The sequence below is a fragment of the Poseidonibacter antarcticus genome (assembly GCF_003667345.1).
Classification (GTDB): domain Bacteria; phylum Campylobacterota; class Campylobacteria; order Campylobacterales; family Arcobacteraceae; genus Poseidonibacter; species Poseidonibacter antarcticus.
Genome location: NZ_RCWF01000012.1, coordinates 38,513 through 51,166, shown reverse-complemented (window position 1 = coordinate 51,166; position 12,654 = coordinate 38,513). Strand labels below are relative to the sequence as shown.

General features: G+C 28.6%; 14 protein-coding genes. 9 read left to right on the top strand and 5 right to left on the bottom strand.

Annotated elements, in window-relative coordinates; translation table 11 throughout:
* Positions 1 to 8: 8 nt before the first annotated feature.
* A complete protein-coding gene (locus tag D9T19_RS12270; protein ID WP_121628534.1) occupies positions 9 to 806 on the bottom strand; it encodes an SDR family NAD(P)-dependent oxidoreductase in 798 nt (265 codons plus the stop codon).
* 113 nt (positions 807 to 919) lie between these two features.
* Here D9T19_RS12270 and D9T19_RS14560 point away from each other — a divergent pair, with 113 nt between their 5' ends.
* Positions 920 to 1,084, top strand: coding sequence for a hypothetical protein (locus D9T19_RS14560; protein ID WP_162984586.1), 165 nt, complete (start codon positions 920 to 922; stop codon positions 1,082 to 1,084).
* Here the strand turns inward: D9T19_RS14560 and D9T19_RS12265 are convergent.
* Together D9T19_RS12265 and D9T19_RS12260 are read right to left on the bottom strand one after the other, a co-directional pair.
* Positions 1,077 to 1,835: a response regulator transcription factor gene (locus D9T19_RS12265; protein ID WP_121628533.1), complete on the bottom strand. Its 759-nt coding sequence runs from the start codon at positions 1,833 to 1,835 to the stop codon at positions 1,077 to 1,079. The two genes, D9T19_RS14560 and D9T19_RS12265, sit on opposite strands and share 8 nt — an antisense overlap.
* Positions 1,832 to 3,136 carry a sensor histidine kinase gene (locus D9T19_RS12260; RefSeq protein ID WP_121628532.1) on the bottom strand — a complete coding sequence of 435 codons (1,305 nt, stop codon included), beginning with the start codon at positions 3,134 to 3,136 and terminating at the stop codon, positions 1,832 to 1,834. Before D9T19_RS12260 ends, D9T19_RS12265 begins: the two co-directional genes overlap by 4 nt.
* Positions 3,137 to 3,255: 119 nt before the next feature.
* Here D9T19_RS12260 and D9T19_RS12255 point away from each other — a divergent pair, with 119 nt between their 5' ends.
* The 8 genes from D9T19_RS12255 (at position 3,256) to D9T19_RS12220 (ending at position 10,729) form a co-directional block, all read left to right on the top strand.
* Positions 3,256 to 3,489, top strand: a complete 234-nt coding sequence (locus D9T19_RS12255) for a phenol hydroxylase subunit (protein WP_121628531.1) — start codon at positions 3,256 to 3,258, stop codon at positions 3,487 to 3,489.
* 15 nt (positions 3,490 to 3,504) lie between these two features.
* Positions 3,505 to 4,497, top strand: a complete 993-nt coding sequence (locus D9T19_RS12250; RefSeq protein WP_121628530.1) for a ferritin family protein — start codon at positions 3,505 to 3,507, stop codon at positions 4,495 to 4,497.
* A 29-nt stretch (positions 4,498 to 4,526) separates the two neighbouring features.
* Entirely contained in the window at positions 4,527 to 4,802 is a 276-nt protein-coding gene (locus tag D9T19_RS12245; RefSeq protein WP_121628529.1) for an MmoB/DmpM family protein, read from the top strand.
* Positions 4,803 to 4,819: 17 nt separating this feature from the next.
* Positions 4,820 to 6,334: a YHS domain-containing protein gene (locus D9T19_RS12240; RefSeq protein ID WP_121628528.1), complete on the top strand. Its 1,515-nt coding sequence runs from the start codon at positions 4,820 to 4,822 to the stop codon at positions 6,332 to 6,334.
* A gap of 15 nt (positions 6,335 to 6,349) precedes the next feature.
* The gene (locus D9T19_RS12235) at positions 6,350 to 6,709 is read left to right on the top strand and encodes a phenol hydroxylase subunit P4 (protein ID WP_121628527.1); all 360 of its coding nucleotides are present in this window, start codon (positions 6,350 to 6,352) and stop codon (positions 6,707 to 6,709) included.
* 1 nt (position 6,710) lies between these two features.
* Entirely contained in the window at positions 6,711 to 7,769 is a 1,059-nt protein-coding gene (locus tag D9T19_RS12230) for an NADH:ubiquinone reductase (Na(+)-transporting) subunit F (protein ID WP_121628526.1), read from the top strand.
* A 56-nt stretch (positions 7,770 to 7,825) separates the two neighbouring features.
* Positions 7,826 to 8,599 (top strand): DODA-type extradiol aromatic ring-opening family dioxygenase, encoded by a 774-nt coding sequence (locus D9T19_RS12225; protein ID WP_121628525.1) that lies wholly within the window; start codon positions 7,826 to 7,828, stop codon positions 8,597 to 8,599.
* Positions 8,600 to 9,004: 405 nt separating this feature from the next.
* The gene (locus D9T19_RS12220; RefSeq protein ID WP_121628524.1) at positions 9,005 to 10,729 is read left to right on the top strand and encodes a thiamine pyrophosphate-binding protein; all 1,725 of its coding nucleotides are present in this window, start codon (positions 9,005 to 9,007) and stop codon (positions 10,727 to 10,729) included.
* 142 nt (positions 10,730 to 10,871) lie between these two features.
* Here D9T19_RS12220 and D9T19_RS14855 read toward each other — a convergent pair whose 3' ends face one another.
* Positions 10,872 to 11,159, bottom strand: coding sequence for a transposase (locus D9T19_RS14855; RefSeq protein WP_121628559.1), 288 nt, complete (start codon positions 11,157 to 11,159; stop codon positions 10,872 to 10,874).
* 374 nt (positions 11,160 to 11,533) lie between these two features.
* Positions 11,534 to 12,472, bottom strand: coding sequence for a hypothetical protein (locus tag D9T19_RS12210; RefSeq protein WP_121628523.1), 939 nt, complete (start codon positions 12,470 to 12,472; stop codon positions 11,534 to 11,536).
* Between the last annotated feature and the right edge of the window lie 182 nt (positions 12,473 to 12,654).

The following is a 12,654-nucleotide window of genomic DNA, read 5'->3' as shown; positions in this document are numbered from 1 at the left end:
TTACCTTTTTAATTAAATGCAGAATTAATAATTCCACCGTCAGCTCTTAACATGGCACCATTTGTAGTAGAAGATAAACTGCTAGCTGCATAGACGATCATATTTGCTGTCTCTTCAACTTCTGCGAATCTTTTTGTAAGTGAAGTTGGTCTATGTATTTCAAAAAATTCTTTTTCAAGCTCTTTAAATGTTTTATTTTCTTCTTTTCCTATTTCATCCAAAAATTTCATTACTCCTTCAGATTTTGAAGGTCCAACTATAATAGAATTTGAAGTTACATTTGTTCCTTGAGTAAGTTGAGCTATCCCATGAGCTATAGACACTTGAGCAGTCTTAGTCATACCATAATGAATCATTTCTTTTGGAATATTAAGTGCAGATTCACTTGAAACAAAAATGATTCTTCCCCAGTTTTGTTCAAGCATTTTTGATAAATAATGTTGAGAAAGTCTAACTCCACTCATTACATTTACGTTAAACATTTGAAGCCATTCTTCTTCTGTGATCTCTTCAAAACTTTTTGCTTCGAACATTCCTAAATTATTAATTAAAATATCAATATGTGGAATTTTAGATATTAAATAATTACAACCTTCATTATCTTTTAAATCAGCTACAATACTAGCGATTTTTGCATTGGGGACATCTTTTTTAATTTTATTTATCGCATTATCTAACTTTTCTTTATTTCTTCCATTGATTATTACATTCGCTTTTTCTTCACAAAGTTTTTTAGCAGTTGCAAATCCTATACCTTGTGTTGCTCCTGTAACTAATGCTATTTTATTTTCTATTTTCAAGTCCATTATTACTCCTTTAATAAAATAATAGTGAAAAAAAATCGTGAAATTATCGCATTTTTTTACGATAAAAAAGCGAAGAGTTTTTGTTAAGATATCAAAATTAAAAAGGAGTTAAAATGTTTATAGAGTATATTTTTATTAGTATTTTTTTATGTATATTATTATGTATGATGATTGGATTTATTTTTATTTCTTTTAGAAGAGGAGGTGCAGAATTCCTTAAAGAACTCGAAGAGATAGAAAGAAATTCTGCAAAAAATAAAAATAATCTTTTTAAATAATCTCTATTTTATAACCTGTATTACTTTGAGTTGTAATTAGATCTTTATGTAACTTATTTCTTAGTCTAAAAAGAATTGATCTAAATGCTGCATATCCAGCTGGTTCATCTTGCCAGATTGCATATTCTAATTGTTCTTGAGATACATAAAACCCAGCACTATTACAAAGTATTTTTATAATTTGTGATTCTTTTTTTGTTAGTTTTATAGGTAAATCTCCATAATACAAAATTTCTTTTTCTTTATCAAATAGATAACCATACTTTAATTTGACTGTTCTTGATTTTTGTTCTCTAGTGATTTCTAATTGATGAGTAAGAGTTTTATTAATATTTTCAATTGCATTTAATTCATTACTTTTTTTATTGTCATTTTTTGATTTTTCTAGGGCAACTTCTATTGTTGCATGTAAATGACTTTTTTTATAAGGTTTTAGTATATAACCATAAGCTAATGTTTCTGAAGCTTTTTTTATTGTAGCCACCTCTGAATTTGCAGTAAGAAATACTACAGGGACATGAGGGAGTATAACTTTTAATTCTTTTGCTATCTCAATTCCTGTTGTGGGACCTTTTAAATAAATATCCATTAATATTAAATCTGGTAAAACACCTCTTTCAAGAATCTTTATTGTCTTACATCTATTAGGAGCTATTCCACAAGATTCATATCCCAATTCTAATAATGTCTCTTTTAAGTTCATTGCAATTATAGATTCATCTTCAACTATTAAAATTTTTGTTTTATTCATTCTTCTTCCTTTAATGGAAAAAAGATATTACACTCTAATCCGTTATTATTTTTAAATTTTATTTCCCCATCTAATTGGTCTTCTACAATGGAGTGAATTAGTTGCATTCCAATAGAATCAGTTTTATATAATGAGTGCATATCATCTAGGCCTTTTCCATTGTCTCTAATTTTAAGATGAATCATTTCAGTAGATTTTTTTATATGAATACAAAGTAGATTATCTCTATTTTTATTAAATGCATATTTTAGTGAATTTACACAAAGTTCATGTAATACCATTCCCACTTGAATACATCTATTTGTAGAAAATATAAGTTTATCTATATTTAAATCTACTTCTAGATAAGTATTGTTTGAAATATAAAGTTCTCTTATATCTTCAATTAGTCTTTCTATATAATCTTCAATATTTATATAAGCTAAATTTTCTCCTAGGTATAAAAATTCATGAACTAATGCCATAGTGTTGATTCTACTACGACTTTGTTTTAAAATATATTTTATTTCTTCATCGTGTACTCTTCTATATTGCATTGTTAATAAAGATGAAATGATTTCCATATTATTTTTAACTCTATGATGAATTTCTTTAAGAAGAATTTCTTTTTCATCTACTGATTTCTGTAACTTTTGGTTCATATCAGTAATTTTTTTTCTATATGCAATTCTAGGTGTAATATCTCTTCCAAAGGCACAAATAAAAACTTCTCCTCCATGCCTAAATCCATGTCCTGAAACCTCTATATTAATGATATTCCCATCTTTTTTTCTCTGCATTGTTTCTATTGACCAGTTTTTACAATTCTTTATTTGCAGCATTGTATTTTGGGCTGTATTTCTATTAAAAGTTGGATCCATATCTTCTAAATACATATTAAGCATTTCTTCTTTCGTATAACCAAGCATAGTACAAGCTGCGTTATTTACATATACAAATTTACTATCTAAAGTAAACCAATAAATTGCATCAACTGAGTTATCTAGTGCAAACTCATAAGGAAGTAATCTATCCTTATCTTTTCTTTTTAACTCTTTGTATGAGGTTTCTATTCTTTTGATTACTTTTTGCATATGATTAATCATTAAATAAAGAATTGTAGCTGTTGATATAACAAATAAAATACCAAAAGTTAAAGGTCCTTGCTGTGAAAAACTATTATATTCAAAAAAAATTCTAATTAGTTTATCAAGAAATACTGCTCCTAAGACTCCAATTATTACATAAGTCAAAGAGAATCTTTTTGCTAATTTATTTTTATTAAGTATTTTATTTTTAAAGTTTTTTAATAATTCAATCATGTATTTGTCCCCTTATTTGGAAATTATATCAGAAATTATATCTATAAAAAAAGATTGCGATAATTTAGCGATATTTTTGATTTAAGATTCACTTGTTTAAATTAAAAGGGAGTTTACGTATGCATGAATTAATGCCAGACCAAAAAAAATTTGTACAAATCATAGAATTAAGAAATGATGGATTTGTAGAATTTAATTTTGCAGTAGGTGAAGCGGTAATGAATGTTGAATTACTTTTACCATACAAAGCTTTTATTGAATTTTGTCAAAATAATAGAGTATCTTTTTTTACTAAAGAACAAGAAGATGAGATATTAATAGATGACAAAAATTGGAAATACGGATTAAATTAAAATTAAGGAGAAAATATGGAATTAAATATAGCAAGTGTTGAAATTGAACCAAAGAGACATACTTTTAATCATGTCGCTAAAAGGTTAGGAGAAGATAGACCAGCTTCAAGATATGAAGAAGCTATGTATGATGCACAACCAACAGAGAATTTTCATTATAGACCACAATGGGAACCAGAGTTTGAGATTTATGATAAAAATAGAACTGAAATAAAAATGAATGATTGGTATGATTTATTGGATCCAAGAAAATTTCATTATATGTCTTATGTGTCGACTCGAGCTACACAAAATGCAGCTAATGATCAAAGTCTTGAATTTATTGATAAACGAGGTTTAGTTAATTTTATAAAAAAAGAAAATTTACAAAAAGTATTTGATTTTTTAACACCCCTTAGACATTATGAATATGGTGGGAATATGAATAATCTAACGATTGTTGATAGAGTTTATGGTACAGCAATGGCTTCGGCTTGTTTATTTCATGCTGAAGATAGATTAGGGATGGCTCAACATATAACTAAAATCATTTTACTATTAGGAAATAATGATGTTAAAAAATTAGATGAAGGTAAAGATGCTTGGTTAAACGATCCTAAATGGCAAGCATTAAGAAAAGCTGTTGAAGATTCTCTAGTTGTAAAAGATCCAATTAGATTATTTGTAAAACAAAATATTGTTTTCGATGGTTTTGTAATCCCTTTAATGATCAATGAATTTTCAAAATATATGGCTGAACATGAAGAAATGGTACTTCCAATGTTGAGTGAGTTTATTACATCATGGTATGAAGAAACAGCTAAATGGCTGAATAATATTATAAAAATAATGGCTCTTGAATCTACTGAAAATAAGGAACTATTAACACAATGGGTAAAAGAAGATATTGAGATTATGGAGAATTCAATGAAAACATTGGTTTCATTTTCTGATAATTCAGAAGAATTAATTAATTCTTCTAAAACAGAATTAGTTGAAAGATTGAATAATTCTGGATTGAATTTATAAAATAAAAAATAAATATTAAAGGAAACCAAATGTCAGAAAGCATAGCGTTATTAAATATTCAAGCTACAGAAGATGGAAGAGCAATTGCAGAAGCAATTAGAGAAGATAATGAGGGGGTAGTAATTACAAATAAACCCGCAATGATACAAATTGAAAGACCTGAACGTATTACAGTAAAAGCTTCAACTGTATCAGAAGTATTAGGAAGAGATTGGGATCCTGAAGAACTACAATTAGTTCTTATATCTATAGGTGGTCAGATTGATGAAACAGATGATGAATTTATAATTTATTGGAATAATTAATAATAAAAGGAAATATTATGAGTGCAAACCAAAGAAAAAAGAGATTAAATAAAAAAGAATCATATAAATATATGACTAGACTTGGATGGGATCCAACATATCAAAAAGAAGAAGATGTCTTCCCATATTTAGAAATGGAAGGTATTAAAATTCATGATTGGGAAGATTGGGAAGATCCATTTAGAATGACTATGGATTCATACTGGAAATTACAAGCAGAAAAAGATAAAAAACTTTATTCGATTATTGATGCTTTCGCACAAAATAATGGACAAAAAAATATTTCTGATGGAAGATATGTTAATGCACTAAAGTTATTTATAACTGGTATTACTCCATTGGAGTATAAGGTTGTTCAAGGATTCTCTCATGCCGCAAGAGCATTTAAAGGAGAGGGTGCTTCAATTGCTTGTCAAATGCAGGCCATAGATGAATTAAGACACTTCCAAACTCAAGTTCATACAATGAGTCATTATAATAAATATTTTGATGGATTTCATGATTATAGTACTGCACATGATAGAGTTTGGTATTTATCAGTTCCTAAGTCATTTGGTGATGATGCAAGTACAGCAGGACCTTTTGAATATTTAACTGCTATTTCATTTTCTTTTGAATTTGTACTTACAAGTTTATTATTTGTACCATTTATGAGTGGAGCTGCTTATAATGGCGATATGGCTACTGTAACATTTGGGTTCTCTGCACAAAGTGATGAAGCTAGACATATGACATTAGGTCTTTCTGCTATTAAATTTATGTTAGAACAAGATGCTGGTAATGTACCAATTGTTCAAAAATGGATGGATAAATGGTTATGGAGAGGATATCGATTATTAGGTTTAGTATCTATGATGATGGATTATATGTTACCAAATTCTCCAACTTCATGGGGCGAATCAGTTGAATTATATATTGAACAAAACTGTATGGCTTTATACAAAGATTTAGAGAAATATGGAATTAAAGTTCCACAAGAATTTATTGATACAATTGTTGCAGAAAAAGGACACTTATCTCATCAAGTATGGAATATTTTTTATAATCATACTAATGCATCTGCATTCCATACATGGATGCCAGATGAAACTAAAATGAACTGGTTAAGTGAAAAATATCCTGATACATTTGATAAATATTATAGACCAATGTTTGAAAGATATATTGAATTAGAAAAAAAAGGTGAAAGATTTTATTCTGAAGTATTACCTTTAGTATGTCAGACTTGTCAAATTCCTTTAGGATTTACGGATATTGAGGGTGGACATCCAGAAGTTTATACTCATGAAACAAGTGAATATAAGGGACAAAAATTCCATACTTGTTCTAAAGGGTGTAAACATATATTTGAAGAGCAACCTGAAAAATATATTCAAGCATGGTTACCTCCTCATCAAATTTTCCAAGGAAATTGTGGCGGTGCTACAATCCCAGAAGTATTAAAATGGTACAAGCTTGAAGATGGGGTAGATAATATGGATTATGTAGGTTCACCTGATGAAACTATGTGGAATAAATTAAAAAATAAATAATAAAGGAGAATAGATATGGCAATTCAATCAATTGGAGAATATCCAAATATAATGAAAGATAGTTTAGATAAATTTCATGGAAATCAGTTAGTTTACATATATTGGTATGGGCATAGAGTTGTTTGCTCTCCCAGAGCATTTCCTTTTCCACCAGATATGCTTTTTGGGGCCTTAATATCAGATATTATTCCTTTAACTTATAAAATAGAACCTGATTTTGCTGACTTAGATTTTGATAAAACAGAAGTGATTTGGGAAATTGATGGAAAAGTTGTGAACCCTGACTTTTCTAAAAGTTTAAAAGAAAATGGTGTTGGACATAAGTCCTTTATAACATTTACAACACCTTCATTAACGGGAAGAGTAGGAGCATAAAATGAGTTGTAAATTAGAAATTGAACCAACAGGTGATATTGTAGATGTTCAAGAAGGGCAAAGCCTTCTTGATGCTGCATTACGTCAAGGAGTTTACCTTCCTCATGCTTGTAATCATGGACTTTGTGGCACTTGTAAAGTTGAAGTTTTAGAAGGTGAAGTTGATTTAGGTGATGCCTCAAATTTTGCGTTAATGGAAAGCGAGAGAGAGGATGGATATTGTTTAGCTTGTACAGCAACAATAATTGAAGACGTTGTTATTGAAGCTGATATTGATGTCGATGTTGATGCAAGAACAATACCTGTAAAAGATGTTATGGGGACAGTTATAAAAAGAGAAATGTTAACACCTAGAATACTTGGACTTTGGATAGAACTTGATGAAGAATTAGATTTTCAAGCTGGACAATATATTAACTATCATGTTCCTGGTTTTAAAGAACCACGAGCATTTTCATTGGCAAACCAACCAAGTACAGGAAAAATTATTGAATTAAATATTGGTATTATTCCAGATGGTGAAGCAACACCATGGATTCATAATAATGTAAAAGTTGGAGATAGAAGAAAAATAACAGGTCCTTTTGGAAGATTCTTTGTAAAAAAGAGTGCTCAAAAACCAATGATATTCTTTGCTGGAGGTTCAGGACTTTCAAGCCCAAAATCTATGATTTTAGATGAATTAGAGAATGGATGTACTTTACCAATCACATTATTTCATGGGGCAAGAAATGAAGAAGAACTTTATTATGCTGATTTATTTAAAGATTTAGAAACAAAATATAAAAACTTCAAGTATGTTCCTGTTTTATCTAATAATAAAAATGAAAAATGGGCAGGAGAAATCGGCTTTACAAATGATGTTGCAAAAAAATTATATGATAATCAATTTGCAGGTAATAAAGCATATCTTTGTGGACCACCAATGATGAGTGACGCTTGTATTACAGCACTTATGCAAGGTAGATTATTTGAAAAAGATATTCATACAGAGAAATTTTTTTCAAAGGCAGATTTGCATGAAGATAATATACGAAGTCCACTTTTTAAGTCAATATAATATATAAAGAAGATGAAGATTTAATTCTTTAAATTTTCATCTTGAAAAGGATTTAAATGTTACCCTCAATATATATATCTCATGGCTCACCAGCTCTTTGTCTTAGTAAATATAAATCAGCAACTTTTTTGAAAGAGCTACCAGAATTATTTGAAAGACCAAAATACATAATTATAATTTCAGCACATTGGATAACAAAAGAATTAAGAATTTTAACCAATCCAAATCCAAATATAATTTATGATTTTTATGGTTTCCCAAAAAAATTGTATGATAAAAAGTATCCTATTAAAAATAATTTAGGAAAAGTTAATGAGATTGTAAAAAAGTTTAATAAAAGAAATATTTCAATATTAAAAGATGATAAACATGAAGGATATGATCATGGTATTTGGGCTCCATTATCTTTAATGTATCCAGAGGCAAACATCGCTGTTATACAAATTTCATTACCAATTTACTATAGTGCAAAAGAATTAATAAATATTGGAGAGGTATTACAGGAATTCAGAAATGAAGCATTAGTAATTGGTAGTGGGACTCTTACTCATAATTTAAGAGCTTCTCTACGTGAAGTAGATGCTCCAGTTGAAATTTATGCTAAAAAATTTAGAGATTGGATTGTTTCAAAAGTTGAAGAAGGCGATACTGCTTCACTCTCAAACTACTTAGTAAATGCACCAGAAGTTTATAATAATCATCCTACTTTAGAACATTTATTACCTTTTTTTATAACTTTAGGTTCCTCAAAAAGTAGAAAAGCTAAAGTATTAAATAATGAATTTATGTATGGAAATCAAGCTATGGATTGTATTCTTTTTAACGATTAATAGAATTATAATAATTCTATTTTTAATCTAAAAAAAGTGATTTATTCATATTTATACTTTGAATCTAAATAATATTATATTTGGATTCAAAAAGGATTACAATAAATATTAGAGTGCTCAAGATATTTTTAATTAATCAAAGGCGAAAATATGAAAGAAATAAAATAATTAATGACAAAGAAAGTCTTAATTACAGTTCTAGAAAATAAAGATAAAGTTCTTAGTATATTAAACATTGGAAATTTTCATGTTTATTTTTTTATAAAACAGCAATTTAATGAAACTAAAATGTAATATAACATGATTGATCAAACATTATCTGAAAATAAAGTTCTTGGAATTATTTCTATTTCAAAAGAAAACTTATCAATTAAACATATTGAACAATTTTAAGAAGGAATTATTATGAAATTAAATGGCGCACAAGTTATATTAAGAATGTTAGAACTTCATGGTGTTGAACATGTTTTTGGACTTCCAGGTGAAACTACTATTGGATGGTATAAACATTGGAGAGAAGAATCAAATATTAAATATGTATTAACAAGAGACGAAAGAACAGCTTCTTATGCAGCAGAAGCTTATGCAAAAGTTACAGGGAAGCCTTGTGTTTTAGAAGCTCCAAGTCCTGGTGTTACTCACTGTACTCCTGGGATTACTGAAGCATATTTAAGTTCTGTTCCAATTATTTATTTTTCTTCTGATATTCCAATTAACCAAGATAAAAAACATGGTTTAACGGGAATTGATCAAACAGCTTTGTATGAAAGTATCTCAAAAGAGTCTTTTGTTTTAACTAATGTTAAAGATATTCCTTTTCTTTTAAGAAGAGCTTTCAGAGTTGCAACTTCAGGAAGACCAGCCCCTGTACATATTAGAGTACCTATTAATATTTTTCATGATGAAGCTGAAATTGATGATTTATATGCGGAAGAAGAATACTCTTCTTATCCAGCACATAGACCAGTTGCTGATCATAAAAAAATTAGAGAGACAATTAAATTATTATTAGAAGCAACAAACCCAGTTATTGTTTGTGGACAAGGTGGATTAATTTCAAAAGCGTCAGAAGAGCTTTTAGAATTAGCGGAACTGTTACAAATTCCAGTGGGAACAACAACTCCAGGAAAGGGAACAATTCCAGAAAATCATCCATTAGCTTTAAGAGTAATTGGTGCTAGAGGTGGAATGGAATATTCTAATAACTATGTATCAAGTGCTGATACAGTATTTTTTATTGGAACAAATACAGATTCTTGTTCTACTGATGCTTGGAAATTATATGGTGATCCAAAATCTAAAACATTTATTCATTTAGACATTGCAGAAGCTCATGTTGGGAATAATTTTCCTACAAAAATATCACTAGTTGGTGATGCAAGAGCTAGTTTAGAGTATATGATAGAAATTATCAAAAGTGATTACCCTAAGTTAGAAAGAACAAAAATAGATTTAAATCCAATTAAAAAAGCTGCTTTAGATGCTGTCTTTAATTCAAACATTAAAATGCCAGAAGGTGTTACTAATCCAGTAAAACTTTCTCAAGCTCTAGATAAAATCATGCCTGATAATGCAATAATTACTGCAGAACCAGGAGTTAGTGCTATTTATCCATCTGCTTTATTAACATTTAATAAACCAGGAAGAAGATATTTAACAAACTATTCTATGGGTGCGTTAGGGTATTCAGTTCCTGCAGCAATTGGTGCTTCATATGCAAGTGAAAAAGAAAATGCACCTATCATCTCATTTACAGGAGATGGTTCTTTTGGATTTGTAATAGGTGATATGGAAACTATTAAAAGATCAGAGAAAAATGTCACAGTTATTTTGACTAGAAATGACACTTTTGGTTGGATTAGAGGTGAAGCTATTTTACTTGATGATGTAGATGAACCAATGACAACAGAGTTTGGTCCAGTTGATTATGGGAAAGTAGCTGAAGGTTTTGGCTTTGAAGTAGATAGAATTACAACAGAAGACGAAATTGAAGAAATTTTACAAAAAGCGATTAATCACCAAGGGGCATCATTTATTGAAATAATAGTTCCTTCTCAAGATAAAATTGTTCCCTTTGTACCAGTATGGGTAGCTGCAGCTAAAGCAAAAAACATACCTTATTTTTATTAAGTTTAAAAAAAGTCTGGAATAAACAAGTTATTAACAAAAGGCTATGCAATAATTATATATTAAATATAATAAACTTTAAACAATATTCGCGATACCTTTCCAACTTGATAATCCGAAACTTAGTCAAAGCTAAATTTAGAGGTTATGGCACGGCAATCTTGTGGGGTTTGAGTTTTATACAAATCAAAATATTATATTTTTCTATAATTTCGCTGAAAAATATGCAAAGTTGAGGGTACATCTCACTCCAATTTCTAACCTTCGAATTTTTCCATTTATTCTGAACCTCCTGAATTGATAGATATAAAACTTTAAATGCTGAATCTATAGTAGGAAATGAATCTTTAGATTTTGTTTTTCTTTTGATTGTTGAATTTAATGATTCAATTGGATTTGTTGTATAAATTAGCTTTTTATAGCTTCTGGATATTTATAAAAAGTTGATAATTTATTCCAATGATTTAACCAAGATTGTTTAATATGTGGATATTTATTTCCCTAAATATCATGAAACTCATTTGGTTTTCTAAGGTTTGTTCTTCTGAGATAGATGTATAAACTGATTTTAAATCTTTTGCTATTTTTTATTATATGAGGGCATTTCTTTCAGGGCACATCCATAAAGATTATTGGATACATTATCACTCCTAAAGTTCTTTTTAGAAGTGTAGTTTAATATGGAGAATATCTCAACCTTAACTGAAACTTACGTATCACTTTTTTATCTAAAGTGTTCGAATTAAAAGTGATACGGTGTTCAGATATGAGTGATTTTTGCACTCATCATTAACATCCTAATTTTTACTATTTAACTTGATACTTGAATAATATAAGATTATCCAAAACAAGATTACTTGACCAAATAAAAGAAGAACCTTTACCTGTAAATTGTTCTTGAAAATTCATATATGCTTTTTTATTACTAACTCCAATTTCATCTTCCGTATATTCTACAGCATTTGGCCAAGATTTATATATATCATTTGATTGCCAATCTAACGGAATATCCCAATGAAGTGAATAAGTTTCTTCATATTTATCAGAACCATTTACATCACAATCTTTTGTTATACGTTGATTTCCTTTTTCTTCTACACAACTTAAATCATAAATTGGAGAAGTATAAAAAGTTTGAGCTTTCCAATTTGAATTTGTAGTAGTACCATCAGAGAAACTAGCAATTAACCCACCATCACCTGGATGAAATTGTTTCCCTCTATTGTTTTCACTACCTAATCCAGAATTTTCTTCCCAATCAACAACTTTAATTGCAATTTCGTATGGTTTTTTAACTTTAAATTTAACAATATTAGAGTTAAAAGGTGTAAAAGGAACAGAATCAACACCCACTAATTTACCATTTATATATAGCTCAAAATAATTATCTGCAAAGATATATCCTGTAATAACTTCTCCATCTTTGTCTATTTCCACAATAGGTACAGATGATAAATCAACTTCAGCTAAAGACTGAGGTTCTATATTTGAACATTCATTATATAAATCGCTTGCAAATTTTTTTGTCTCATATTGAACTTCTGCTGGTACTATAAATTCTTTCCCATTAATAGTTTGAATGCCAATAGGTGACACTCTTGAACGACCATTTTCACAGCTGAATAAATTTTTTATTTGTATTTGTGCTTTCCCTTTCGCTATTTGTGCTGTGCCTGAATATTCAGCAAAAGCAATTGAGCATGTTAAACACAATATTGATGCTAATAATAGTAGTTTTGTTGGCATTTTAATCTCCTAAATTTTTATATATTATAATTTAGTTTTATTAATCTTATATTAATGATTTATAATTTAATATTGATGATTTATAATTTAATATTGATGATCTAGCTACAAAAAAAATGATAAATAAATTGTTCAAAAGTTGAATTATAAAAATATTTATAAACTGTTCAACAACCTGTAAG

What these genes read in the sequence shown, in the direction of transcription:
- D9T19_RS12270 (WP_121628534.1), bottom strand. Translation starts at nt 806, where the DNA reads ATGGACTTGAAAATAGAAAATAAAATAGCATTAGTTACAGGAGCAACA.
- D9T19_RS14560 (WP_162984586.1), top strand. Translation starts at nt 920, where the DNA reads ATGTTTATAGAGTATATTTTTATTAGTATTTTTTTATGTATATTATTA.
- D9T19_RS12265 (WP_121628533.1), bottom strand. Translation starts at nt 1,835, where the DNA reads ATGAATAAAACAAAAATTTTAATAGTTGAAGATGAATCTATAATTGCA.
- D9T19_RS12260 (WP_121628532.1), bottom strand. Translation starts at nt 3,136, where the DNA reads ATGATTGAATTATTAAAAAACTTTAAAAATAAAATACTTAATAAAAAT.
- D9T19_RS12255 (WP_121628531.1), top strand. Translation starts at nt 3,256, where the DNA reads ATGCATGAATTAATGCCAGACCAAAAAAAATTTGTACAAATCATAGAA.
- D9T19_RS12250 (WP_121628530.1), top strand. Translation starts at nt 3,505, where the DNA reads ATGGAATTAAATATAGCAAGTGTTGAAATTGAACCAAAGAGACATACT.
- D9T19_RS12245 (WP_121628529.1), top strand. Translation starts at nt 4,527, where the DNA reads ATGTCAGAAAGCATAGCGTTATTAAATATTCAAGCTACAGAAGATGGA.
- D9T19_RS12240 (WP_121628528.1), top strand. Translation starts at nt 4,820, where the DNA reads ATGAGTGCAAACCAAAGAAAAAAGAGATTAAATAAAAAAGAATCATAT.
- D9T19_RS12235 (WP_121628527.1), top strand. Translation starts at nt 6,350, where the DNA reads ATGGCAATTCAATCAATTGGAGAATATCCAAATATAATGAAAGATAGT.
- D9T19_RS12230 (WP_121628526.1), top strand. Translation starts at nt 6,711, where the DNA reads ATGAGTTGTAAATTAGAAATTGAACCAACAGGTGATATTGTAGATGTT.
- D9T19_RS12225 (WP_121628525.1), top strand. Translation starts at nt 7,826, where the DNA reads ATGTTACCCTCAATATATATATCTCATGGCTCACCAGCTCTTTGTCTT.
- D9T19_RS12220 (WP_121628524.1), top strand. Translation starts at nt 9,005, where the DNA reads ATGAAATTAAATGGCGCACAAGTTATATTAAGAATGTTAGAACTTCAT.
- D9T19_RS12210 (WP_121628523.1), bottom strand. Translation starts at nt 12,472, where the DNA reads ATGCCAACAAAACTACTATTATTAGCATCAATATTGTGTTTAACATGC.